Source organism: Streptomyces sp. NPDC044063 (genome assembly GCF_056434285.1).
This window is the reverse complement of record NZ_JBWKFM010000019.1, coordinates 116,806-139,883: the sequence shown is the minus strand read 5'-3', so window position 1 is coordinate 139,883 and position 23,078 is coordinate 116,806. Positions and strand designations below refer to the sequence as shown.

Below are 23,078 nucleotides of genomic sequence, written 5' to 3'. Positions count from 1 at the left end.
GGGACGAGGTGTCCGCCGGTGAGTGAACCTGGGCATCGGGTGGGCGTGGCGTCAGCGGGCGTCGTCCGGGAGGAGTCTCGCCAGGGTGCGTACCGCTCGGTACTGGAGGGTCTTGATCGCGCCCTCGTTCTTGCCCATGACACGGGCGGTCTCGGCGACCGACAGACCCTGCAGGAAGCGCAGGGTGACGCACTCCTGCTGCTGAGGATTGAGCTTGCGCACCGCCTCCAACAGGGCGGCGTTGGAAAGCGATTCGAGGACGGAGTCCTCCGGGCTGCGCTCGACCTCATTGGCGTCGAGCATCTCCCCGGTGGTGACCTCCAGCCGGAACCGGGACGACTTGAAGTGGTCGGCGACCAGATTGCGGGCGATGGTCACGAGCCAGGCGCCGAAGTCGCGGCCCTGCCAGGTGAAGGTGCCGATCCGGCGCAGGGCGCGGAGGAAGGTCTCGCTGGTCAGGTCCTCCGCCGTGGCCCGGCCGCCGACGCGGTAGTAGATGTAGCGGTAGACGGTGTCGGCGTACTGGTCGTAGAGGCGGCCGAAGGCCTCGGCCTCGCCCGCCTGGGCGCGCTCGACCAGGTCGAGCATGCGGGCGCTGTCGCTGTCGGCGCTCGGGCGGCGGGTCGTCGTGGACGTTCCGGAGCCGGCTCCTCGGCGGGCGCGTCTGCCGACGGCCGCGCTGCTCTCGGCGAGGGCGTAGCAGGGGCCGGCAGGGCCCCCCGCCATGGCAGGGACCGGCAGGGCGAAGGCGGGGACGGCGTACGCGGTGGGGACGAAGCCGCGTAGACGGTCGAGGACCGCCGCGCGCAGCGTAGCCAGGCCCGAGGCGTCAACCCCGACGTGTGGGTACACGGGACTCCCAGAGGCAGAGCTTCCATCACGTGCAGTGCGGGACCGTTCACTCGTCGTAGGGACAAGCGGGTACCGGCTTGCGTCTGAGGAGAATAACCCTTCGTACAGGCAGCGCTACACCGAGTTGCTTAAATCATCGTTTCCGTTCGATCTGGGTGCCATTGATGACAGATCAAATGTCGAACCCACGATGGAAGTTGACCGGATTTGCTGAGGGTGTGGCCGATTGGGCAGCGTGTTGTGGCAATCCGGACACAGCAGGACTGTCGTGGGCCATGTGGGGGTATGACAACAGGATTGCCTGTGCGGCCAGTTCGGTTACGGGCCGTGGCCAGGAGGCGCGCCGGAGGTGTCGCCCGTATTGGTGATGTGACGGAAGTGCCGGTCGGGGCGGTCGCGTTCAGCGACGGCGGCGGCGCACCGCGACGGCGGCCGCGGCACCGCCCGCCAGCGCGCCGACGGCGGCCGCGGCCGGAATGCCGATCTTCGCGGCCTTGCGGCCCGTGCGGTAGTCCCGCAGCCGCCAGCCGTGTTCGCGGGCGTGCCGGCGCAGCCGGCTGTCGGGGTTGACCGCGTACGGGTGACCCACGAGCGAGAGCATCGGGACGTCGTTGGCGGAGTCGCTGTACGCGGCGCAGCGCTCCAGGTCCAGGCCCTCGGCCGCGGCCAGCGCCCGGACCGCCTCGGCCTTCGCCGGGCCGTGCAGCAGCTCGCCGACCAGCCGGCCGGTGTAGACCCCGCCGACCGACTCGGCGACCGTGCCCAGCGCCCCGGTAAGCCCCAGCCGGCGGGCGATGATCGTCGCGGTCTCGACCGGCGCCGCGGTCACCAGCCAGACCTTCTGCCCGGCGTCCAGGTGCGCCTGGGCCAGGGCGCGGGTGCCCGGCCAGATGCGCTCGGCCATGTACTCGTCGTAGATCTCCTCGCCGATGGTCATCAGCTCGGAGACGCGGTGGCCCTTGACGATCGACAGGACGCTGTCGCGGGCGTCCTGCATGTGCTCGGGGTCCTCGATGCCCGCGAGCCGGAACCAGGTCTGCTGCCAGGCGAAGCGGGCCAGCTCGCGCTTGCCGAAGAAGTGGCGCTTGTAGAGGCCGCGGCCGAAGTGGAAGATCGCGGCGCCCTGCATGACCGTGTTGTCGAGGTCGAAGAACGCGGCGGCGCGCACGTCGCCCGCGACGGGGAACTCCGGCTCGGGCTCCCCGGCGCCGGGAAGCCCCGCCTGGGCCAGGGCCTCGTCGTTCTCCTGCGCGGACTTGCGGGCTGCCTCCGCCGCGGCCTCGCCTGCCAGCACGCTGCGTGCGGTGGCGGAGCGCCGACGACGGGTGAGCCATCCGAGTGCGGCCATGCGGCGAGCATAGTCACTTTGTTCGGGGTAACCGGAAGTCGGGACGGTGCGATGGCGTGAACTCTGCGCATCGGAGCGGTTACGCACCGCCCGACCTCAGCCGCCCAGCGCCTTGCGCAGCCGGTCGGGGTTCACCCGCCAGAAGTCGTGCTGCTCGCCGTCGACGAGGACGACCGGGATCTGTTCCCAGTACTTGCGGTGCAGCTCCTCGTCCTGGGTGATGTCCTTCTTCTCCCAGCGGGCGCCCAGCTCGGCGCAGACCTTCGCGATGACGGCCTCGGCGTCGTCGCACAGGTGGCAGCCGGGCTTGCCGACCAGCGTGACGACGCTGTCGGCGGGGTTCTTGCGGGGGGTGCGGCGCAGCAGGGGGCTCATGCCGGCAATTGTGCCGCCCCGGGCGATCCGCGCGCGGCCGGAATGGGTGCCTGAGTCGACTACCATCGTGGGCGTTTTGTTGGTGTCCGGGAGTCTTTCCCGGCCGGGGGCCCTCCCGGCGGGAGTGGCAGGATCGAGGAGTGAGCGCCCGTGTCCCCGTGCGTGTGCTCGTGGTACTCCTGTGGCCTGTGTGATTGTCGCGAACGGGTCGCCCATGGTTCCCGGACCAGGCCGAATCACCGCGTGACACCCATCACGTTGGCCGGGCAAAACGGACACCATCTTTGTGCACGCGTTCACAAAGGCATAGCCTGCGTTCGACGGGGCGGTCCTGGGACGAGGCGCCGCCCGCAGCCCCGCTCTACCCGCAGGAGCACCGTGGCAACTGGCCGAACTCACCGACCGGCGACCCGAAGCCGAGGAATCCCCGAGGCCACCGTCGCCCGGCTACCGCTGTATCTGCGTGCGCTGACCGCGCTCTCCGAGCGTTCGGTCCCCACGGTCTCCTCCGAGGAGCTCGCCACCGCGGCCGGCGTGAACTCCGCCAAGCTCCGCAAGGACTTCAGCTACCTCGGCTCGTACGGCACCCGGGGCGTCGGCTACGACGTCGAGTACCTCGTCTACCAGATCTCCCGCGAGCTCGGCCTGACCCAGGACTGGCCGGTAGTGATCGTCGGTATCGGTAACCTCGGCGCCGCCCTGGCCAACTACGGCGGCTTCGCCTCGCGCGGCTTCCGCGTGGCCGCGCTCATCGACGCCGACCCCGCCATGGCCGGCAAGCCGGTCGCCGGGCTGCCCGTCCGCCACACCGACGAGCTCGAGTCGATCATCAGCGACAACGGCGTCTCCATCGGCGTCATCGCCACCCCCGCCGGTGCGGCCCAGCAGGTCTGCGACCGTCTCGTCGCGGCCGGGGTCACCTCGATCCTCAACTTCGCGCCCACCGTGCTGTCCGTGCCCGACGGCGTCGACGTCCGCAAGGTCGACCTCTCCATCGAGCTGCAGATCCTCGCCTTCCACGAGCAGCGGAAGGCCGGCGAGGAGACCGCGCAGGGCGCCGCCGCCGCTCCGGCCGCGCAGCCCCGCCCGGCCGCCGGCGTCCGTACCGCCGCGGGTGGCGGAAAGGGACCGGAGGGCGACGTGCCCGCCGTGATGCCGGCATGAGCCTCCTGGTCGTCGGCCTCAGCCACCGCAGCGCGCCGGTGAGCGTGCTGGAGCGGGCCGCCCTCAGCCGCGAGACGCAGGCCCGCCTCGTGCACGACACGCTGGCCGCCGAGCCCGCCACCGAGGCGGCGGTGCTGGCCACCTGCAACCGCATCGAGCTCTACGCCGACGTGGACAAGTTCCACGCCGGTGTGGCCGAGCTGTCCACCCTGCTCGCCCGCCACTCGGGCGTCCCGCTGGACGAGCTCACCCCCTACCTCTACGTGCACTACGAGGACCGGGCCGTCCACCACCTCTTCTCGGTGGCCTGCGGCCTGGACTCGATGGTCGTCGGCGAGGGCCAGATCCTCGGCCAGATCAAGGACGCCCTCGCCCTCGGCCAGGAGCTGCACACCGCCGGACGCCTGCTGAACGACCTCTTCCAGCAGGCCCTGCGGGTCGGCAAGCGCGCCCACAGCGAGACCGGCATCGACAAGGCCGGCCAGTCCCTGGTCACCTTCGGCCTGGAGCAGCTCGCCGCCGGCACCCCCGTCGCCGACTGGGCCGCCGGCAAGCGCGCCCTCGTCATCGGCGCCGGCTCCATGTCCTCGCTCGCCGCCGCCACCCTCGCGCGCGCCGGCGTCGCGCACGTCGCCGTCGCCAACCGCACCCTGGAGCGGGCCGAGCGGCTCGTCGAGATCCTCACCGAGCCCGGCGCCGGCACCCTGACGGCCTCCGCCGTGGCGATGTCCGCCGTCCCCGCGGAACTCGCCCTCGCCGACGTCGTCGTCTCCTGCACCGGCGCCACCGGCCTCGTCCTCACCGCCGGCGCGATACGGGACGCCCTGGCGGCCCGCGGCGGCCTGTGCGCCGTCGAGGAGGGCTGCGGCACCGGCCTCGCCCTGCTCGACCTCGCCATGCCCCGCGACATCGACGCCGCGGTCCACCGCATGGCCGACGACGGCGTCCGCCTCGTCGACATCGAGACCCTGGCCGAGGCCTCCGCCGACGCCCCCATGGCCGCCGACGTCGACCAGGTGCGCTCCATCGTCTCCGACGAGGTCGCCGCCTTCGGCGCCGCCCAGCGGGCCGCCCACATCACGCCCACCGTGGTGGCCCTGCGCACCATGGCCGCCGACGTCGTCGCGGGCGAGATGGCCCGCCTCGACGGCCGGCTGCCCGACCTCGACGACAAGCAGCGCGCGGAGATCGCCCAGACCGTCCGCCGCGTCGTCGACAAGCTTCTGCACGCGCCCACCGTGCGGGTCAAGGAGCTCGCCTCCACCCCCGGCGGCGCCGGCTACGCCGACGCCCTGCGGGAACTCTTCGACCTCGACCCTCAGGCGGTCGCGGCCGTCAGCCGGGCTGATCTTCGGCAAGGCAGCCCCAACACAGCACGGGAGTCGGCATGAACGACACCTTCGACCCTGGGCGCCCGCTGCGCCTGGGAACCCGGCGCAGCCAGCTCGCCATGGCCCAGTCCGGCCAGGTGGCCGAGGCCGTGCGGCGCGTCACCGGGCGCCCCGTGGAGCTGGTCGAGATCACCACGTACGGCGACGTCTCGCGCGAGGCCCTCGCGCAGATCGGCGGCACCGGCGTCTTCGTCTCCGCGCTGCGCGACGCGCTGCTCGCGGGTGACATCGACTTCGCCGTGCACTCGCTGAAGGACCTGCCCACCACCCAGCCCGCCGAGCTCGCCCTGGCCGCGATCCCGCGCCGCGAGGACCCGCGCGACGCGCTGGTCGCCCGCGACGGCCTCACCTTCGAGGAGCTGCCCCGCGGGGCCCGCGTCGGCACCGGCTCGCCGCGCCGCATGGCGCAGCTCAACGCCTGGGCCCGCGAGCTCGGGCTGGACATCGAGACCGTGCCGATCCGCGGCAACATCGACACCCGTATCGGCTACGTCACCAAGGGCGAGCTGGACGCCGTCGTGCTGGCCGCCGCGGGTCTGAACCGCATCGGCCGTGCCGGGGAGGCCACCCAGTTCCTGGACCCCGACCGGATTTTGCCCGCCCCCGGCCAGGGGGCCCTGGCGATCGAGTGCGCCGTGACCAACGCACCCCTCGCCGCCGCGCTCGCCGAGCTCGACGACCCGCACACGCGGGCCGCCGTGACGGCCGAGCGTGCCCTGCTCGCCGCCCTGGAGGCCGGTTGCAGTGCGCCCGTGGGCGCCCTGGCCGACCTGCTGGCCAGCGGGCAGGTTGTCACCGAAATGCGCCTGCGCGGCGTCGTCGGCTCCACCGACGGCTCGACGCTGGTGCAGCTGTCCACCACCGGTCCCGTACCCGCGTCCGAGGAGGACGCCCTTGCCCTCGGCCGCGGTCTCGCCGCCGAGATGCTCGACAAGGGTGCGGCCGGTCTTATGGGGGAGCGAGCACTTTGAACCCCACCGCCCCGAACCACCCCGCGCACGGGCACGTCACCTTCCTGGGTGCCGGCCCCGGAGACCCGGGACTGCTCACGCTGCGCGCCGTGGAGGCACTGGCGTCCGCGGACGTCCTGATCGCCGATCCGCAGGTGCTCGACGTGGTGCGTACGCATGCCCGCGGCACCGTGGACATGCCCGCCCGCACAGTCGCTGACGAGACGTCAAAGGCCGCGGACGTTCCCGTCCTCAGGGACACCGCCAATCTTGTCATGACGGCCGCGCGCGGCGGCAAGCGGGTCGTCCGTGCCGTTCTCGGCGACCCCGGCCTCGACGGCGACGCCGCCGAGGAGATGCTGGCCTGCGCCGACAACGGCATCCCCTTCGAGGTCGTGCCCGGCGTGGCCACGGCCGTCGGCGTGCCCGCCTACGCCGGCGTCCCGCTGCGCGACGGCCGGGGCGGCGACGTCCGCTTCGTCGACGCCCGCACCGCCACCCCGATCTGCTGGGCCGAGGTCGGCACCAGCGAGGCCACCGCGGTCGTCTCCACCACCCTGGACTCCGTGGTCGCCGCCGCCGGCGAGCTGGTCTCCGCCGGTCGTGCCGCCGAGACGCCGGTCAGCGTCACGGTCGCCGGCACCACCACCCGCCAGCGCACCTGGACGGCCACCCTCGGCACGCTCCAGCAGACGCTCAAGGCCGCCAAGGTCCTGCCGTCCGCCGACGGCGCCCAGCCGGTCATAGCCGTGGTCGGCGAGCGCAGCGCCGCCGAGCGGCGCGAGCGGCTCTCCTGGTTCGAGTCCAAGCCGCTCTTCGGCTGGAACGTCCTGGTGCCGCGCACCAAGGAGCAGGCCGCCTCGCTCTCCGACCAGCTGCGCTCCTACGGCGCCGTGCCCAGCGAGGTCCCGACGATCGCCGTCGAGCCGCCGCGCACTCCCCAGCAGATGGAGCGCGCCGTCAAGGGCTTGGTTACGGGACGCTACGAGTGGATCGCCTTCACCTCGGTGAACGCGGTCAAGGCGGTGCGCGAGAAGTTCGAGGAGTACGGCCTCGACGCCCGCGCCTTCGCCGGCATCAAGGTCGCGGCCGTCGGCGAGCAGACCGCCAAGTCGCTGATCGAGTTCGGTGTGAAGCCGGACCTGGTCCCCTCCGGCGAGCAGTCCGCCGCCGGCCTGCTGGAGGACTGGCCGCCCTACGACCCGGTCTTCGACCCGATCGACCGCGTCTTCCTGCCGCGCGCCGACATCGCCACCGAGACCCTGGTGGCCGGCCTCATCGAGCTGGGCTGGGAGGTCGACGACGTCACGGCCTACCGGACCGTGCGCGCCTCGCCGCCGCCGGCCGAGACCCGCGAGGCGATCAAGGGCGGCGGCTTCGACGCCGTTCTGTTCACCTCGTCCTCCACGGTGCGGAACCTCGTCGGCATCGCCGGCAAGCCGCACAATGTCACCGTCATCGCCTGCATCGGCCCCGCCACCGCGAAGACCGCGGAGGAGCACGGCCTGCGGGTGGACGTGCTGTCGCCCGAGCCCTCGGTGCACAAGCTGGCCGAGGCGCTCGCGGAGTTCGGCGCGGCCCGGCGCGACGCGGCCCTGGAGGCCGGCGACCCGGTCACCCGCCCGAGCGAGCGGCGGCCCGGATCGCGTAGAAGGGCACGGAGTTGAGCACCACGTACGGTACGTTCCCGGGGTCCCGGCCCCGGCGGCTGCGCACCACCCCGGCCATGCGCCGCATGGTCGCCGAGACCCGGCTGCACCCGGCCGACCTGATCCTTCCCGCCTTCGTGCGGGAGGGCGTCAGCGAGCCGGTGCCGATCTCGGCCATGCCGGGCGTCGTTCAGCACACCCGCGACACCCTCCGCAAGGCCGCCGTCGAGGCGCTGGAGGCGGGCGTCTCCGGGATCATGCTGTTCGGCGTGCCCGAGGACGCCAAGAAGGACGCCCTCGGCACCGCCGGCACCGACCCCGACGGCATCCTCCAGGTCGCCATCCGCGACGTGCGGGCCGAGGTCGGCGACGAGCTCGTCATCATGTCCGACCTGTGCCTGGACGAGTACACCGACCACGGCCACTGCGGCGTCCTCGACGCCGAGGGCCGTGTCGACAACGACGCCACCCTGGAGCGCTACGCCGAGATGGCGCAGGTCCAGGCGGACGCCGGCGTCCACGTCGTGGGCCCCAGCGGCATGATGGACGGCCAGGTCGGCGTCATCCGCGACGCCCTCGACCAGACCGGCCACGAGGACGTCTCCGTCCTGGCCTACACGGCCAAGTACGCGTCCGCGTTCTACGGCCCCTTCCGGGAGGCCGTCGGCTCCTCGCTCCAGGGCGACCGCAAGACGTACCAGCAGGACCCCGCCAACGTCCGGGAGTCGCTGCGCGAGCTCGCCCTCGACCTCGCCGAGGGCGCCGACATGGTCATGGTCAAGCCCGCGCTGCCCTACCTCGACATCCTCGCCAAGGTCGCCGAGAGCGTCGACGTGCCCGTCGCCGCCTACCAGATCTCCGGCGAGTACGCGATGGTCGAGGCCGCCGCCGCCAACGGCTGGATCGACCGCGACAGGGCGATCATGGAGACGCTCACCGGCATCAAGCGCGCCGGCGCCGGCATGATCCTCACCTACTGGGCCACCGAGGCGGCCCGGCAGCTGTAGTCGTCTGTAGTCGTCGCACAGCCCGTCACACAGCGCGATGGCGGTGCCCCCGGACCCACCGGTCCGGCGGCACCGCCATCGTCGTTCCCGCGTCGTCCCGCCGCCCCCGCGGGCTGCGAAGCCCTCGCGTTTGCGCAGCTCACGCGAGACAGGGCGCATAGTTCACGATCGTCACCCACACAGGTCGTCTCTCACGGAAATGACCGAGGCGTGCCGCCGGGACTCCGACCATCGTTACCGTGTGTGGCAGGACGCTTACGCTACGGAGGCGTGCATGAGTCATGACCCAGAACTCACGGAGGACTGGGAGTACACGCTCCAGGTTCCCTCCGACCCCATGGCGCCGTGCATCGCACGACGCACGCTCCGCACGATCTTCGAGGAACACGGCTTCCTCGAACTCGCCGACACCGCCGAACTCCTCACCTCGGAGCTCGTCACCAACGCCTACCGCTACTCCGACGGCCCGGCCTCCGTCCGCGTCAAACGCGAGGGAGACCGGGTACGGGTGGCCGTCTGGGACACCAACCCCCGGCTCCCCGCCCTCGACGGAGTCGCCCTCCCCGACGCCACCGACGCCGCCGAACGCGGCCGCGGCCTCGGACTCGTCCAGTGGTGCGCCGACAGCTGGGGCGGCTTCGCCCTGCGCGACCAGCCCCAGGGGCTGGTCGGCAAGCTCATCTGGTTCGAACTCGGGGCCGGCGCGGGATGAGCCCCGCCCCGCGGACTAGAGCCGCTCGGGGGTGCGGATGCCGAGCAGCGCCATGCCCTGGTGGAGCGTGCGGGCGGTGAGGCCGCACAGGAACAGACGGTTCTCCACCGCCTCGGCGCTCTCGGCCTTCAGCACCGGGCACTGGTCGTAGAACGTCGTGTAGAGCGAGGCCAGCTGGTAGAGGTACCCGGCCATCTTGTGCGGCGCGAACTCCCCGGCCGCCTCCGCCACCGTCGCCGCGAACTGGTCCAGGTGCAGACCCAGCGCCCGCTCGGCCGGGGCCAGCGGCAGCTCCGGGTGGGCGAGCGGAACGACGTCCCCCGCCTTGCGCAGGATCGACTGGATACGGGCGTACGCGTACTGGAGGTACACCGAGGTGTCGCCGTTGAGGGACACCATCTGGTCCAGGTCGAACTTGTAGTCGCGAGCCGCCGACGTCGACAGGTCCGCGTACTTCACCGCGCCGATGCCCACCTGGGCGGCACGCTCGGCGATCTCCTCCTCGGTCAGGTCCCGGGCCTTCTCCCGGACCACGGCACCCGCCCGCTCGATCGCCTCGTCCAGCAGGTCCACCAGCCGGACCGTCTCGCCCTCACGGGTCTTGAACGGCTTGCCGTCCTTGCCCAGCACCGTGCCGAAACCGAGCTGCACGGCCTTCACGTCGTCGGACAGCCAACCGGCCCGGCGGGCGGTCTCGAAGACCATCTTGAAGTGCAGCGACTGCCGGGTGTCCACCACGTACAGCAGGGTGTCGGCCTTCAGGTTGAAGACCCGGTCGCGGATCGCCGACAGGTCCGTCGCCGCGTAGCCGAAGCCGCCGTCGGACTTCTGCACGATCAGCGGGACCGGATTGCCCTCCGGGCCCTTCACGTCGTCGAAGAACACGCACAGCGCGCCCTCGGAGCGGACCGCGACGCCCGACTCCTCCAGCATCCGGCACGTCTCGGCCAGCATGTCGTTGTAGCCGGACTCGCCGACGATGTCCTCGTCGCGGATCTCCACGTCCAGCTTGTCGAAGACCGAGTAGAAGTAGATCTTCGACTCGTCCACGAACCGCTGCCACAGGGCCAGCGTCTCCGCGTCCCCGGCCTGGAGGTCCACCACCCGGCGACGGGCCCGCGTCTTGAACTCCTCGTCCGAGTCGAAGAGCGCGCGCGAGGCCTTGTACAGCCGGTTCAGGTTCGACATGGCCTCCTCGCCGGAGGCGGCCTCGTCGGTCTCGGCGGCCTTGTGGTCCAGCTCGTGCGGGTGCTCGATCAGATACTGGATGAGCATGCCGAACTGAGTGCCCCAGTCGCCGATGTGGTGACGGCTGACCACCTTCTCGCCGGTGAACTCCAGGAGCCGGACGACCGAATTGCCGATCACCGTGTTGCGCAGATGACCGACGTGCATCTCCTTGGCCACGTTCGGCTGCGCCCAGTCGATCACCGTGGTGCCGGGGTGCTCCTTGAACGGCACACCCAGCCGGTCGTCCGCCGCACGGGCGGCCAGCGTCCCGGTGATCGCCCGGTCGGTGATGGTGATGTTGAGGAAGCCCGGACCCGAGACCTCGACCTCACCGATCAGATCGTCGGCCGGAAGGCCCTCGACGACCTTGCCCGCCAGCTCCCGCGGATTGCCCTTCAGGCGCTTCGCCAGCGCCAGCATCCCGTTCGCCTGGAAATCCGCCCGGTCGCTTCGTCGCAGCAGCGGGTCGGCGGCACCGGCCTCCGGCAGAGCGGCCGAGAGAGCGTCCGCGATGCGCTGATCGAGCGTGGAAGCGAGGGAAGGAACCGAAGCCATGGGATGGGAGCCATTCCGTTGGGCGACATTTTCGACACCCCGAGTATCCCACGCGCCTATCACGGCCCCCACGGAAAATCCCCCGCCCCCGTCATCCCGCCGGGCAACCCCGGAGCCACCCCCACCGTCTGGGAGAATGGTCATGCCAGGACCGTAAGGAAGGAAGTGCCGTGGCTCAGGCTCAGAGCACCGAGGCCGACTGGGTCTCCCGATTCGCCGACGAGGTCATCGCCGAAGCGGAGCGCCGCGCACCCGGCAAACCGATCGTCGTCGCCTCGGGCCTGTCCCCCTCCGGCCCCATCCACCTCGGCAACCTCCGCGAGGTCATGACGCCGCACCTCGTCGCCGACGAGATCCGCCGCCGCGGCCACCAGGTCCGCCACGTCCTCTCGTGGGACGACTACGACCGCTACCGCAAGGTGCCGAACGGCGTCCCCGGCATCGACGCCTCGTGGGCCGAGCACATCGGCAAGCCGCTCACCTCCGTCCCGGCCCCCGCCGGCTCGGAGTACCCGAACTGGGCCGAGCACTTCAAGGCCGCCATGGTCGCCGCGCTCGCCGAGCTCGGCATCGAGTACGACCCGATCAGCCAGACGGAGATGTACACCTCCGGCGCCTACCGCGAGCAGGTCCTGCACGCGATCAAGCACCGCGGCGACATCGACGCGATCCTCGACCAGTACCGGACCAAGGACAAGGCCACCGGCCAGCCCAAGGCCAAGCAGCAGAAGCCCGTCGACGAGGCCGAGCTGGAGGCCGCCGAGGGCTCCGGCGCCGCCGCCGAGGACGACGGCAGCTCCGGCGGCGCGGGCTACTTCCCGTACAAGCCCTACTGCGGCGTCTGCGAGCGCGACCTCACCACCGTCACGTCCTACGACGACGACACCACCGAGCTCGCCTACACCTGCGTCTGCGGCCACGCCGAGACCGTGGTGCTCAACGAGTTCAACCGCGGCAAGCTCGTCTGGAAGGTCGACTGGCCCATGCGCTGGGCCTACGAGGGCGTCGTCTTCGAGCCCTCCGGCGTCGACCACTCCTCGCCCGGCTCGTCCTTCGTCGTCGGCGGCCAGATCGTCCGCAAGGTCTTCGGCGGCGAGCAGCCCATCGGCCCCATGTACGCCTTCGTCGGCATCAGCGGCATGGCCAAGATGTCCTCCTCCAAGGGCGGCGTCCCCACCCCCGGCGACGCGCTGAAGATCATGGAGGCCCCGCTGCTGCGCTGGCTCTACGCCCGCCGCAAGCCCAACCAGTCCTTCAAGATCGCCTTCGACCAGGAGATCCAGCGGCTCTACGACGAGTGGGACAAGCTGGAGGCCAAGGTCGCCGACGGCACCGTCCTGCCCGCCGACGCCGCCGCCCACTCCCGCGCCGTCCGCACCGCCGCCGGTGAGCTCCCGCGCACCCCGCGCGCGCTGCCGTACCGCACGCTCGCCTCCGTCGTCGACGTCACCGCCGGCCACGACGAGCAGACCCTGCGCATCCTCAGCGACCTGGACCCGGACAACCCCGTCACCGACCTCGACGAGACCCGGCCCCGCCTGGACCGCGCCCAGCACTGGATGCTGACCCAGGTCCCCGCCGAGAACCGCACCATCGTCCGCTCGGAGCCCGACACCGAGCTCCTCGCCTCCCTGGACCAGGAGGGCCGCGACTCCCTGCGCCTCCTCCTCGAGGGCCTGGACGACCACTGGTCCCTCGACGGGCTCACCAACCTCGTCTACGGCGTGCCCAAGGTCCTCGCCGGCCTGGAGCCCCACGCCAAGCCCACCCCGGAGCTCAAGGCCGCCCAGCGCGCCTTCTTCGTGCTCCTCTACCAGCTGCTCGTCAGCCGTGACACGGGCCCGCGCCTGCCCACGCTGCTGCTGGCCGTGGGCGCCGACCGCGTCCGCACGCTGGTGACGGCCCCGTAAGGGACCGGACGACGTACGAAAGGGCCGCCGCCCGGTGAATCCCACCGGGCGGCGGCCCTTTCGTGCGCTTCCCGCCGGCGACTACTTCTTGTTGGCGTCGCCCACCGCGGTCACGGCCTCCTTGGCCGCGTCCTGGGCGCCCTTCTTGATGTCATCGGCGTCCGGCGTCTTGGCGCCCTCGTAACCCGCGCCGCTGTACTTCACCGTCACCACCACGTTCGCGGTCCGGGCCACGACCGTCGCGTTCCTGAAGTCGTTGTCGCCCTTCTTCGAGTCCGCGGTCACGAGGTTCGCCTCGTCACCGATGCCCGAGGCCTTCTCCGACTTCGCGTCCTTCGCGCCGTCCGCCGTCGTCGCCGCCGCCGTCTGCTTCACCACGAAGTCCGCCGCGCGCTTCTCGCCCGTGCCCAGCGTCGGGTCCGAGACGAAACGCTTCAGCGACACCGTCATCGTGCGGAACTGCATGTCCTTGACGTCCTCGTCGTTGAGGCCGCTCCAGATGCAGCTCGCCGCGTCGTTGGTGTCCGTCGCGGGAAGGGCCTTGCCCTCCTTCTTCTCCGCCTTCGGCACCAGCTTGTCGATCGTCTTCTCGGAGACCGTCTTGCAGACCTCCGGCAGCTTGGCGAACGCCGCCGCCTTCACCGACGGGGACGTGCTCGGCTTCGCGGCGGACTGCGTCGGCTTGCCCGACTCCTTCTTGGACGCCGAGTCGTCGTCCGAGGAGCAGCCGGTGGCGACGAGCATCACCGGTACTGCGGCGCAGGCGAGGATTCGGGCGAGTCGCGGGGCTGTACGTCGGTGCATGGGTCCTTCGCTCATTCGTCAGAGGTGGCGGCGGCGCCTGACGACGCCTACCGGCACGGTACGCGGCCCGCGCCCGGCCGTGGCCGAACCGGGCCCGGTTCGCGGGGCTAATTGCCGAAGTGCCCCGCGTCCAGCTCGCGGGCCAGGCCATGGGCCTTGCCCTGCAGGTCCTGGCTGCTGGGTACGTGCTGCTTGTCCGTCGTCCACTGGTCGTACCCGATCGTCACCAGCACGTTCGAGGCCCGGAAGACCACCGTCACGTCCCGGTGGACGCCCGAGCCCGTCGTCGCCAGCACATCGTTCACGAACGCGTCGTCGCCCAGGTCGTCCAGCACCCGCGGCGCCAGCCGCGGATCGGCGGACATGGACGGATCGGCCGACGGCGCCGCCGACGCGTCACCCAGCTGCGGCCCCGGGCCCGGATCGTTCCGGGAGCTCGGCGTCGAGGCCGGGGACGGCGACCCCGAGGGGTTCGCCGACGCCTTGGCCGAGGGCGCCTTCGCCGAAGGAGCCTTGGCCGAAGGCGACGGCGACGCCGACGGGATACGGGCCGCCGTCGCCTGGCGCTCGTAGAGCTGGAGCGCCCGGTCCTCGTCGCTCACGCCCGGCTGGTACGACACCACGCGCTCGAAGTCGACGGTCAGGTGCCGGGTGCCGTCGGGCGTCTCCAGCTTCCAGCGGCAGCCGACGCGCCGGTCGGTGTCGTAGGTGATCGCGGCCGTGCCGCGCAGCAGCCGCTCGGCCTCCTGCTCGTCGCCGTCGCCCGCGCCGGGCAGCATCCGCCGCACGGTGTCCCGGCTGACGTAGCCGCACGGCTCCGGGAGGCTGTGGTACTTCCCGGGCGGCCCGCCGGGCACCGCCGACCCGGACTGCCCGGCCTTGGCGTCGATGCCCTTGCCGCCGGCCCCGCCGCCCCCGCCGCACCCGGCGAGCACGACGGTCAGGGCCGCCGCGGCCAGTGCGGCTACCGGTGCGTACGCCCTCCGCTGCACTGTCCGTGGCTCCCTTCGCACGAAAATCGGGTTGCCTCCGCTGGGCGGCGGCTGGAGACAATGTGTACCGCACGCGCTGCCGCGTCTGCCGTCCCACTGTCGGGGATGAGCACTTACGTCCGGCTTTTGCGCTTTGTAGACTTTTCGGGGGAATGAGGAAGATATGTCGTACACCGAGGTGCCCGGAGCCCGGGTCCCCATACGGATGTGGGCGGACCCCGCCACGGTCGAGCCCGTAGCCATGCAGCAGCTGCGGAACGTCTCGACCCTGCCCTGGATCGAGGGCCTCGCCGTGATGCCGGACGTCCACTTCGGCAAGGGCGCCACCGTCGGCTCGGTGATCGCGATGCGCGGCGCCGTCTGCCCGGCGGCGGTCGGCGTCGACATCGGCTGCGGCATGTCCGCGGTCAAGACCTCGCTGACGGCCAACGACCTCCCCGGCGACCTGGCCCGGCTGCGCTCGAAGATCGAGGCGGCGATCCCGGTCGGCTTCTCGATGCACGACGACCCGGTGGACCCGCGCCGGCTGCACGGCCTGCCGACGGCCGGTTGGGACGACTTCTGGGGGCGGTTCGACGGGGTGGCGGAGGCGGTCAAATTCCGTCAGAGTCGGGCGCTGAAGCAGATGGGAACGCTCGGATCCGGAAATCACTTCTGCGAAGTTTGCATCGATGGCCAGGGATTTGTCTGGCTGATGCTCCACTCCGGCTCCCGCAACATCGGCAAGGAGCTGGCCGAGTACCACATCGGCGAGGCCCGGAAGCTCTCCCACAACCAGAACATCGTCGACCGCGACCTGGCGGTCTTCCTGGCGGACACCCCGCAGATGGCGGCCTACCGCCACGACCTGTTCTGGGCGCAGGAGTACGCGAAGCACAACCGCGAGATCATGATGGCGCTCTTCAAGGACGTGGTCCGGTCGGAGTTCAAGAAGGCCAAGCCGATGTTCGAGCAGGTCATCTCCTGCCACCACAACTACGTGGCCGAGGAGACCTACGAGGGCGTCGACCTGCTGGTCACCCGCAAGGGCGCGATCCGTGCGGGCGGCGGCGAGTACGGCATCATCCCGGGCTCGATGGGCACCGGCTCGTACATCGTGCGCGGTCTGGGCAACCCGGACTCGTTCAACTCCGCGTCGCACGGTGCCGGCCGCCGGATGAGCCGGAACAAGGCGAAGAAGCTCTTCTCCGAGCGGGACCTGGCGGACCAGACGCGGGGCGTCGAGTGCCGCAAGGACCGCGGCGTGGTGGACGAGATCCCGGCCGCCTACAAGCCGATCGAGCAGGTCATGGAGCAGCAGCGGGACCTCGTCGAGGTCGTGGCCAAGCTCAAGCAGGTCGTCTGCGTGAAGGGCTGATCAGTCGGTCTGCGCCTGTGCTTTCTTGCGCAGGCGCCAGCGCCGGAGATTGCAGGACTGCTCGGATCTGCCCAGTTTCTCGGCGGCCTCCGCGATGGAGGCCGCATCGAGCAGGATGTTGTCCTCCACCTGTGTCCAACTGCGACGCGGTCGAGGCGGGCTCATGTGCCCTGGGCGGATCCAGTCGCCCACCTCGACGGCGGCCGAGCGCTTGCGCTCGAGCGCAAGGCTGCCCGGGTAGTACAGGTGGTTTGCCACTGTCACTCCGCTTTCGCGCATGTACATGATGTTGTAGGCGCGGTCCCGTGCGTTCCGGCTGGTCAGTCGTGGGATGCCGAGGGTCAGATTGGTATAGCGGCAGAGGTAGGTGGCGATCGCTGTGCTCGTTGTGGCGAGGCTGACGAACGGCAGGGCTTGGGCGGTGAACCCCACGGCGCCATCGGCATCGATGATTCCGCGGAGGTAGTCGCGTTGTGAGAACGGGACGCGCGGAGGGGCGATCCTGGTGGACTTCTTCCCGTAGGGGAGGCCCAGTTCCACGAGGCGCTCCCTGGCTTCCAACGCGTACACGGTCCAGATCGCGGACCGGTGGTTCTCCGAGAAGTTGGTCGCCCGGGTGCGTTCCTTGATGGTGCTGTTGTAGGGGCACAGTTCCTGGAAGGCGCGGAGGATGTCGATGTCGCGATAGCTGATCTCGACGCTCAGACATCCTCTTCGCCGAGTGTCCGCGTGCATGTGCCCGTCCGCCTGCAGGAAGCCGAACATGTACGCGTAGCGGGGGTCTTCGAGGTCCATGAAGGTCATGGACCGATCGTCGGCCGCCCCCGCCGCTCGGATGTGTGAAACGGCGGGGGCGTCACTCGAACTGACGAGCGTGTGGCGTGTGTACGCGCTGCTTCCGTTTGTGCCGAGGGGTCTTACGCGGTCGGGCCCTGCTCGCGGTCCTCGGGGTACCAGCGGAGCTCCACCGTGTTGCCGTCCGGGTCCAGGACGTAGAGGGACTCGGCGGTGCCGCGGGCGCCGAAGCGGGGGCCGGGGCCGTCGACGACGGTGAAGACGCCGGAGGCGACGACCTCCTGCCAGTCGAGGGGCTCGACGGTGAGGCAGATGTGGTCGACGTTGGACTCGCCGCGCTCGCGGGCGAACAGGTCGATGATCGTGGAGGGGTTCACCCGGACCGAGGGGAAGGAGACCTTCCCCGCGCGCCACTCCTCGACGCGGACCGGCTCCAGGCCGAGCGGGCCGGTGTAGAAGGCCAGGGAGCGCTCGACGTCGGTGACGTTGAGGACGAGGTGGTCGAAGGCGATGACGCGCATGGGTTCCCCCTTGTTCCGTGCGGGCCGCCCGGGTCGGGCGGTTCTCCCCACGAAGCTAGCGCGCCATGATCATTTCCGCATCGTCCCCGGTCAGGACTTTCGGTGCACCTTGTAGTTCGAGGCCTGGGCGCGGGGGCGGACGACGAGGAGGTCGATGTTGACGTGCGGGGGGCGGGTGACGGCCCAGGTGATGGTGTCGGCGACGTCGTCGGCGGTGAGCGGGTCGGGGACGCCCGCGTAGACGGCGGCGGCCTTGTCCTCGTCGCCGCGGTAGCGGGTGAGGGCGAACTCCTCGGTGCGGACCATGCCGGGGGCGATCTCGACGACGCGTACGGGCTCGCCGCACAGCTCCAGGCGCAGGGTCTCGGCGATGACGTGGGCGCCGTGCTTGGCGGCCACATAGCCGCCGCCGCCCTCGTAGGTGGCGAGGCCGGCGGTGGAGGAGAGGACGATGATCGTGCCCTCGGCCTCGACGAGGCGGGGGAGGAGGGCCTGGGTGGTGTTGAGCGTGCCCAGGACGTTGACCTCGTACATCGTGCGCCAGTCGGCCGGGTCGGCGGTGGCGACGGTCTCGGTGCCGATGGCGCCGCCGGCGTTGTTGACCAGGACGTCCACCCGGTCCAGGGTGCGGGCGAAGGCGTCGACGGCGGCCCGGTCGGTGACGTCGAGGGGGTGGGCGACGGCCTCGTGGCCGGCGGCGGTGAGCTCCTCGGCGAGGGCGGTGATGCGGTCGGCGCGGCGGGCGGTGAGCACGACGCGGTGGCCGGCGGCGGCCAGGCGGCGGGCGGTGGCGGCGCCGATGCCGCCGCTCGCGCCGGTGATCACTGCGGTGCGGGTGCTCATGCTGGGCCTCCTGGGGCTGGCGTGGTCTGTGCGCAGCATAGGCCGGGGTCGGTGGCCGGGGTCAGCGGCCGCGTGGTGCGTACATGATCACGGCGACGCCGGCGAGGCAGATCAGGGCGCCGGTGATGTCGTAGCGGTCGGGGCGGTAGCCGTCGGCGACCATGCCCCAGGCGAGGGAGCCGGCGACGAAGACGCCGCCGTAGGCGGCGAGGATGCGGCCGAAGTGGGCGTCCGGCTGGAGGGTGGCGACGAATCCGTAGGCGCCGAGGGCGATGACGCCGGCGCCGATCCAGGCCCATCCCCGGTGCTCGCGCACGCCCTGCCAGACGAGCCAGGCGCCGCCGATCTCCAGGAGGGCGGCGAGGAGGAAGAGGGCGGTGGAGCGGGCGATGAGCATGGGGGCAGGCTACGGGCCGGGTGGAGCCGGACGTCGGCCGCCGGCGGGCCCTAGGGCCAGACGAGGCAGTAGGGCTGGTGCCCGGCCTCGTGGAGGCGATGGGAGAAGTCCTGCCATTCGTGGAGCAGTTGGTAGACGGAGAAGGCGTCGCGGGGGCCGCCCCGGTCGGGGACCGTGGACCAGATGAAGGCCGCGGCGCCCACCGATTCCTCGCCAATGCCGCGCAGCGGGTCCACGACGGTCATGGGGAGCTTGACGACGGCGTAGTCGGGGTGGAGAACGACCAGTTCGAGCGGGGGGACCTTGTGGAGGGGTATGCCCTCGATGCCGGTGAGGACCATGGCGGCGACGGTCTCGGGCTTGATCCTGGTGAACATGCCGCCCATGCCCAGTTCATCGCCGCCGAGCTCCTCGGGGCGCATGGAGATGGGGACGCGGGCCGCGGTGGCGCCGTTCGGCGCGCCGAAGTATTTGTAGGTCACCCCCACTCGGCCACTCCTGCTTTCCGTGCTGTGCTCGCTGTGTTCCGGGCGGTCGCCGTCGCGACGGTGGCGGCCGCGGCGGGCTCGCTCGGGCCCCAGGTCATCGGTGCCCTCGCCCAGTCCGCCACCGCGATGCATATCTCCACCCGACCGCTTTTTTACGCAGCACAGCCCCCGCCGCGCAACCAGATCATCGTCTCAGAGACCTCCCCCGTGGGCGCCGTGCGAAACGCCCGGACGCGACGCGCCGGAGCGCTCTGAGACCATGGCTAGCGTGAGCTACCCATACAGTGCCCCAGTCTCGCAGACGCTCTTCGACCGTGCGGCGGTCGTGACGCCCGGTGGCGTGAACTCTCCGGTGCGCGCGTTCCGCGCCGTGGGCGGTACGCCCCGCTTCATGGTTTCCGGTACGGGTCCGTACCTGACGGACGCGGATGGCCGGGAATATGTGGACCTTGTGTGTTCCTGGGGGCCGATGATTCTCGGCCATTCCCACCCCGAGGTGATCGCCGCGGTGCAGGAGGCCGTCTCGCGTGGTACCTCGTTCGGTACGCCGGGTGAGGGCGAGGTGGCGCTGGCCGAGGAGATCGTCGCCCGGGTGGAGCCGGTGGAGCAGGTGCGTCTGGTGTCCTCGGGCACCGAGGCGACCATGTCGGCGATCCGGCTGGCGCGCGGTTTCACCGGCCGGGCCAAGGTGATCAAGTTCGCCGGCTGCTACCACGGCCATGTGGACGCGCTGCTGGCGGCGGCGGGCTCGGGGCTGGCCACGTTCGGGCTGCCCGACACGCCCGGGGTCACGGGCGCGCAGGCCGGTGACACGATCGTGCTGCCGTACAACGACCTGGAGGCCGTGCACGCGGCGTTCCACGCCCACCCGGGTGAGATCGCGTGTGTGATCACCGAGGCGTCGCCGGGCAACATGGGCGTGGTCCCGCCGCTGCCGGGCTTCAACCAGGGGCTGAAGGACGCGTGTGCGAAGAACGGCGCGCTGTTCATCTCGGACGAGGTGATGACCGGTTTCCGTACGAGCCGCGCCGGCTGGTACGGGGTCGACGGGGTGAAGCCGGACCTGCTGACGTTCGGCAAGGTCATGGGCGGCGGTTTCCCGGCGGCGGCGTTCGGCGGCCGGGCCGACGTGATGGCCCATCTGGCCCCGGCCGGTCCGGTCTACCAGGCGGGCACGCTCTCGGGTAACCCGGTGGCGACCGCGGCGGGCCTGGCGCAGCTGCGGCTGCTGGACGACGCGGCGTACGAGACGGTGGACGCGGTGGCGGCCGAGATCGGCGGCCTGGTGAGCGAGGCGCTGACGAAGCAGGGCGTGGTGCACCGCCTGCAGACGGCGAGCAACATGTTCTCGGTGTTCTTCACCGGGCGCGAGGTGCGGAACTACGACGACGCGCGGGCGCAGGAGGCGTTCCGCTTCAACGCGTTCTTCCATTCGATGCTGTCGCAGGGCGTGTACCTGCCGCCGTCGGCGTTCGAGTCGTGGTTCGTGTCGACGGCGCACGACGCGGCGGCGGTGGAGCGGATCGCGGCGGCGCTGCCGGCGGCGGCGCGCGCGGCGGCCGAGGCGACCCAGGAGGGGACCAAGTGAGCGCGGAGGCGAAGCGGGACGACATCACGGTCGTCCATCTGATGCGGCACGGCGAGGTGCACAACCCGGAGGGCGTGCTGTACGGGCGCCGGGCGGGCTACCACCTGTCGGACCTGGGCCGGCGGATGGCGGACCGGGTGGCGGAGCATCTGGCGGACCGGGATGTGACGTACGTGGTCGCGTCGCCGCTGGAGCGGGCGCAGGAGACGGCGACGCCGATCGCGAAGGCGCACGGGCTGGACCTGGCGACGGACGAGCGGCTGATCGAGGCGGCGAACGTCTTCGAGGGCAAGACGTTCGGCGTGGGTGACGGCGCGCTGCGGAAGCCGGCGAACTGGCGGCACCTGACGAATCCGTTCCGTCCGTCGTGGGGCGAGCCGTACATCGAGCAGGTCGTGCGGATGATGGCGGCGCTGGACGCGGCGAAGGACGCGGCGCGGGGTCATGAGGCGGTGCTGGTGAGCCACCAGCTGCCGATCTGGATCGTGCGCAGCTTCGTGGAGAAGCGCAGGCTGTGGCACGACCCGCGGAAGCGGCAGTGCACGCTGGCGAGCCTGACGACGTTCACGTACCGCGGCGACAGGATCGTTTCGGTGGGCTACAGCGAGCCGGCGCGGGATCTGGTGCCGGCGCATCTGCTGGCGGGTGCGAAGCCGGTCAAGGGCGGCGCGAAGGCGTTCGGGGCGTAGGCCCCGCCGGTTCCGTGCGCTCCGGCTGCCGGGGCGTGGGCCCGGGCGCCGGAGCGCGCGGCCGGGCGTGCGGCGTGGTCCGGGCTTCGGTCCGGGCTGCGGAACACCCCTGAAGGCGAGGAAAAGAGCGCAACCGTCGTAGTTCGACGCGCCCTCCTACCTAATGTCCGTTTATATGGGCGACATATGGTAGCGGGGCGCATCGAGCAGGGACGGAGACGACATGCGCGACATCAGCCGACGGGGTCTCCTCGGGATGGGGGTGGGAGCGGCCGCCGGGCTGAGCGCCGTCACCGGCTGCTCGTCGGAGAAGGAGGCCGGGGCCGGCGCTGGCCGGAAGGCGGGGGACCCGGCGGCCAAGCCGGTGGCCCGGGCCCGTCCGATCGGTGACGGGTCGACGGCGGACGCGGGCGCCCAGCCCCACCAGCCGTCGGAGCCGGTGCCGCTGGAGAAGGGGCAGAAGCCCCCACAGTTCGTGGTCTTCTCCTGGGACGGGGCGGGCGAGGTCGGCAACGGTCTCTTCCCGCGCTTCCTGAAGCTGGCCCGGGAGTACGACGCGAAGATGACCTTCTTCCTCTCCGCGATCTATCTCCTCCCCGAGTCGAAGAAGGAGCTCTACGACCCGCCGAACAACCCGGTGGGCGCCTCCGACATCGGCTACCTGACCGACGGGCACATCCGGTCCACGCTGGAGAACCTGCGCGAGGCGTGGCTCCAGGGGCATGAGATCGGCACCCACTTCAACGGGCACTTCTGTTCCGGGCGGGGCTCGGTCGCGCACTGGACGCCGGCGGAGTGGGAGTCCGAGATCGACCAGGCGGTCTCCTTCGTCACCCGGTGGCGGACCCACACCGGCTTCCGGGACCTGGACCCGCTGCCCTTCGACTACCGCAAGGAGCTCGTCGGCGCCCGTACGCCGTGCCTGCTGGGCCAGGACAACCTGCTGCCGGCCGCGGCCAAGCTCGGCTGGCGCTACGACGCCAGCTCCGCGGGCGGCGAGCAGAGGTGGCCGGGCAAGAAGCACGGGCTGTGGGACCTCCCCCTCCAGCAGATGCCGTTCCCGGGGCAGTCCTTCGAGGTCCTCTCGATGGACTACAACATCCTCGCCAACCAGTCGGTGAACACCACCCGCGGCCCCAGGCGCCACTACTCCGGCTGGCGCAAGCAGGCCACGGAGTCGTACATCGCCGGGTTCGACCGGGCGTACGAGACGAACCGGGCGCCGTTCTTCATCGGCAACCACTTCGAGGAATGGAACGGCGGGATCTACATGGACGCGGTGGAGGAGGCGTTCAAGTACATCGCCGACGACAAGCGCCGCGATGTCCGGCTGGTGTCCTTCCGGCAGTTCGTCGACTGGCTCGACGTGCAGAGCCCGGCGGTCCTCAAGCGGCTGCGGAAGCTCGACGTGGGCGAGAAGTGGCGCGCCCGGGACGACTGAGCGGGCCGGGAGGGGTGCCG

22 protein-coding genes are annotated in these 23,078 nt (G+C 71.2%); 11 read left to right on the top strand and 11 right to left on the bottom strand.

The annotated features are described in order from the left end of the window. Positions 1 to 51: 51 nt before the first annotated feature. The 3 genes from AC07BS_RS23170 to AC07BS_RS23160 form a co-directional block, all read right to left on the bottom strand. Positions 52 to 852: an ECF subfamily RNA polymerase sigma factor, BldN family gene (locus tag AC07BS_RS23170; RefSeq protein WP_478647290.1), complete on the bottom strand. Its 801-nt coding sequence runs from the start codon at positions 850 to 852 to the stop codon at positions 52 to 54. A 400-nt stretch (positions 853 to 1,252) separates the two neighbouring features. Continuing rightward, the gene (locus AC07BS_RS23165; protein ID WP_478647288.1) at positions 1,253 to 2,200 is read right to left on the bottom strand and encodes an HAD family hydrolase; all 948 of its coding nucleotides are present in this window, start codon (positions 2,198 to 2,200) and stop codon (positions 1,253 to 1,255) included. A 96-nt stretch (positions 2,201 to 2,296) separates the two neighbouring features. Continuing rightward, positions 2,297 to 2,575, bottom strand: coding sequence for a glutaredoxin family protein (locus AC07BS_RS23160; protein ID WP_478934148.1), 279 nt, complete (start codon positions 2,573 to 2,575; stop codon positions 2,297 to 2,299). Between the two features lie 378 nt (positions 2,576 to 2,953). Between AC07BS_RS23160 and AC07BS_RS23155 the strand changes: the two genes are divergently transcribed. From AC07BS_RS23155 to AC07BS_RS23130, 6 genes are all read left to right on the top strand, one after another. Continuing rightward, on the top strand, positions 2,954 to 3,739 hold the full coding sequence (locus AC07BS_RS23155) for a redox-sensing transcriptional repressor Rex (protein WP_478647285.1): 786 nt from the start codon (positions 2,954 to 2,956) through the stop codon (positions 3,737 to 3,739). Next, positions 3,736 to 5,130 (top strand): glutamyl-tRNA reductase, encoded by a 1,395-nt coding sequence (locus AC07BS_RS23150; protein WP_478647283.1) that lies wholly within the window; start codon positions 3,736 to 3,738, stop codon positions 5,128 to 5,130. The genes AC07BS_RS23155 and AC07BS_RS23150 overlap by 4 nt, the downstream gene beginning before the upstream one ends. Next, positions 5,127 to 6,101: a hydroxymethylbilane synthase gene (gene hemC, locus AC07BS_RS23145; RefSeq protein WP_478647281.1), complete on the top strand. Its 975-nt coding sequence runs from the start codon at positions 5,127 to 5,129 to the stop codon at positions 6,099 to 6,101. Before AC07BS_RS23150 ends, hemC begins: the two co-directional genes overlap by 4 nt. Then, complete coding sequence (locus tag AC07BS_RS23140) at positions 6,098 to 7,747, top strand: bifunctional uroporphyrinogen-III C-methyltransferase/uroporphyrinogen-III synthase (RefSeq protein ID WP_478934145.1); 1,650 nt, start codon at positions 6,098 to 6,100, stop codon at positions 7,745 to 7,747. The genes hemC and AC07BS_RS23140 overlap by 4 nt, the downstream gene beginning before the upstream one ends. Next, entirely contained in the window at positions 7,744 to 8,736 is a 993-nt protein-coding gene (gene hemB, locus AC07BS_RS23135) for a porphobilinogen synthase (RefSeq protein WP_478647279.1), read from the top strand. The genes AC07BS_RS23140 and hemB overlap by 4 nt, the downstream gene beginning before the upstream one ends. A gap of 274 nt (positions 8,737 to 9,010) precedes the next feature. Next, positions 9,011 to 9,448: an ATP-binding protein gene (locus AC07BS_RS23130; RefSeq protein WP_478647277.1), complete on the top strand. Its 438-nt coding sequence runs from the start codon at positions 9,011 to 9,013 to the stop codon at positions 9,446 to 9,448. 15 nt (positions 9,449 to 9,463) lie between these two features. On the opposite strand, the gene argS is transcribed toward AC07BS_RS23130, so the two are convergent. Next, the gene (argS, locus tag AC07BS_RS23125) at positions 9,464 to 11,233 is read right to left on the bottom strand and encodes an arginine--tRNA ligase (protein ID WP_478647275.1); all 1,770 of its coding nucleotides are present in this window, start codon (positions 11,231 to 11,233) and stop codon (positions 9,464 to 9,466) included. Positions 11,234 to 11,403: 170 nt separating this feature from the next. On the opposite strand from argS, the gene lysS reads away from it, so the two are divergent. Continuing rightward, positions 11,404 to 13,143 (top strand): lysine--tRNA ligase, encoded by a 1,740-nt coding sequence (gene lysS / locus AC07BS_RS23120; RefSeq protein WP_478647273.1) that lies wholly within the window; start codon positions 11,404 to 11,406, stop codon positions 13,141 to 13,143. Positions 13,144 to 13,224: 81 nt separating this feature from the next. Here lysS and AC07BS_RS23115 read toward each other — a convergent pair whose 3' ends face one another. Continuing rightward, positions 13,225 to 13,947: a hypothetical protein gene (locus tag AC07BS_RS23115; RefSeq protein ID WP_478647272.1), complete on the bottom strand. Its 723-nt coding sequence runs from the start codon at positions 13,945 to 13,947 to the stop codon at positions 13,225 to 13,227. A gap of 107 nt (positions 13,948 to 14,054) precedes the next feature. Beyond that, a complete protein-coding gene (locus tag AC07BS_RS23110) occupies positions 14,055 to 14,939 on the bottom strand; it encodes a hypothetical protein (protein WP_478647270.1) in 885 nt (294 codons plus the stop codon). 163 nt (positions 14,940 to 15,102) lie between these two features. On the opposite strand from AC07BS_RS23110, the gene AC07BS_RS23105 reads away from it, so the two are divergent. Continuing rightward, entirely contained in the window at positions 15,103 to 16,296 is a 1,194-nt protein-coding gene (locus AC07BS_RS23105; protein ID WP_478934142.1) for an RtcB family protein, read from the top strand. Here the strand turns inward: AC07BS_RS23105 and AC07BS_RS23100 are convergent, their stop codons facing one another. The 5 genes from AC07BS_RS23100 to AC07BS_RS23080 form a co-directional block, all read right to left on the bottom strand. Further along, positions 16,297 to 17,100: a hypothetical protein gene (locus tag AC07BS_RS23100; protein WP_478647267.1), complete on the bottom strand. Its 804-nt coding sequence runs from the start codon at positions 17,098 to 17,100 to the stop codon at positions 16,297 to 16,299. Between the two features lie 113 nt (positions 17,101 to 17,213). Continuing rightward, on the bottom strand, positions 17,214 to 17,612 hold the full coding sequence (locus AC07BS_RS23095) for a VOC family protein (protein WP_478647266.1): 399 nt from the start codon (positions 17,610 to 17,612) through the stop codon (positions 17,214 to 17,216). 90 nt (positions 17,613 to 17,702) lie between these two features. Further along, positions 17,703 to 18,455 carry an SDR family NAD(P)-dependent oxidoreductase gene (locus AC07BS_RS23090; protein WP_478647264.1) on the bottom strand — a complete coding sequence of 251 codons (753 nt, stop codon included), beginning with the start codon at positions 18,453 to 18,455 and terminating at the stop codon, positions 17,703 to 17,705. Between the two features lie 61 nt (positions 18,456 to 18,516). Next, a complete protein-coding gene (locus tag AC07BS_RS23085) occupies positions 18,517 to 18,852 on the bottom strand; it encodes a YnfA family protein (protein WP_478647263.1) in 336 nt (111 codons plus the stop codon). Between the two features lie 50 nt (positions 18,853 to 18,902). Then, on the bottom strand, positions 18,903 to 19,472 hold the full coding sequence (locus tag AC07BS_RS23080; protein WP_478647262.1) for a hypothetical protein: 570 nt from the start codon (positions 19,470 to 19,472) through the stop codon (positions 18,903 to 18,905). A gap of 127 nt (positions 19,473 to 19,599) precedes the next feature. Here AC07BS_RS23080 and hemL point away from each other — a divergent pair, with 127 nt between their 5' ends. From hemL to AC07BS_RS23065, 3 genes are all read left to right on the top strand, one after another. Then, a complete protein-coding gene (gene hemL / locus AC07BS_RS23075; protein WP_478934138.1) occupies positions 19,600 to 20,928 on the top strand; it encodes a glutamate-1-semialdehyde 2,1-aminomutase in 1,329 nt (442 codons plus the stop codon). A gap of 41 nt (positions 20,929 to 20,969) precedes the next feature. Further along, positions 20,970 to 21,617: a histidine phosphatase family protein gene (locus tag AC07BS_RS23070; RefSeq protein ID WP_478647317.1), complete on the top strand. Its 648-nt coding sequence runs from the start codon at positions 20,970 to 20,972 to the stop codon at positions 21,615 to 21,617. Positions 21,618 to 21,840: 223 nt separating this feature from the next. Continuing rightward, positions 21,841 to 23,058 carry a polysaccharide deacetylase family protein gene (locus AC07BS_RS23065; RefSeq protein ID WP_478934136.1) on the top strand — a complete coding sequence of 406 codons (1,218 nt, stop codon included), beginning with the start codon at positions 21,841 to 21,843 and terminating at the stop codon, positions 23,056 to 23,058. The last annotated feature ends 20 nt before the right edge of the window (positions 23,059 to 23,078 follow it).

Excerpts from the sequence above, each read along its gene's own strand:
- AC07BS_RS23165 (WP_478647288.1), bottom strand. The coding sequence starts at position 2,200 with ATGGCCGCACTCGGATGGCTCACCCGTCGTCGGCGCTCCGCCACCGCA.
- AC07BS_RS23160 (WP_478934148.1), bottom strand. The coding sequence starts at position 2,575 with ATGAGCCCCCTGCTGCGCCGCACCCCCCGCAAGAACCCCGCCGACAGC.
- AC07BS_RS23150 (WP_478647283.1), top strand. The coding sequence starts at position 3,736 with ATGAGCCTCCTGGTCGTCGGCCTCAGCCACCGCAGCGCGCCGGTGAGC.
- hemC (WP_478647281.1), top strand. The coding sequence starts at position 5,127 with ATGAACGACACCTTCGACCCTGGGCGCCCGCTGCGCCTGGGAACCCGG.
- AC07BS_RS23130 (WP_478647277.1), top strand. The coding sequence starts at position 9,011 with ATGAGTCATGACCCAGAACTCACGGAGGACTGGGAGTACACGCTCCAG.
- argS (WP_478647275.1), bottom strand. The coding sequence starts at position 11,233 with ATGGCTTCGGTTCCTTCCCTCGCTTCCACGCTCGATCAGCGCATCGCG.
- AC07BS_RS23115 (WP_478647272.1), bottom strand. The coding sequence starts at position 13,947 with ATGCACCGACGTACAGCCCCGCGACTCGCCCGAATCCTCGCCTGCGCC.
- AC07BS_RS23105 (WP_478934142.1), top strand. The coding sequence starts at position 15,103 with ATGTCGTACACCGAGGTGCCCGGAGCCCGGGTCCCCATACGGATGTGG.
- AC07BS_RS23100 (WP_478647267.1), bottom strand. The coding sequence starts at position 17,100 with ATGACCTTCATGGACCTCGAAGACCCCCGCTACGCGTACATGTTCGGC.
- AC07BS_RS23095 (WP_478647266.1), bottom strand. The coding sequence starts at position 17,612 with ATGCGCGTCATCGCCTTCGACCACCTCGTCCTCAACGTCACCGACGTC.
- AC07BS_RS23090 (WP_478647264.1), bottom strand. The coding sequence starts at position 18,455 with ATGAGCACCCGCACCGCAGTGATCACCGGCGCGAGCGGCGGCATCGGC.
- AC07BS_RS23085 (WP_478647263.1), bottom strand. The coding sequence starts at position 18,852 with ATGCTCATCGCCCGCTCCACCGCCCTCTTCCTCCTCGCCGCCCTCCTG.
- AC07BS_RS23080 (WP_478647262.1), bottom strand. The coding sequence starts at position 19,472 with ATGCATCGCGGTGGCGGACTGGGCGAGGGCACCGATGACCTGGGGCCC.
- hemL (WP_478934138.1), top strand. The coding sequence starts at position 19,600 with ATGGCTAGCGTGAGCTACCCATACAGTGCCCCAGTCTCGCAGACGCTC.
- AC07BS_RS23070 (WP_478647317.1), top strand. The coding sequence starts at position 20,970 with ATGCGGCACGGCGAGGTGCACAACCCGGAGGGCGTGCTGTACGGGCGC.
- AC07BS_RS23065 (WP_478934136.1), top strand. The coding sequence starts at position 21,841 with ATGCGCGACATCAGCCGACGGGGTCTCCTCGGGATGGGGGTGGGAGCG.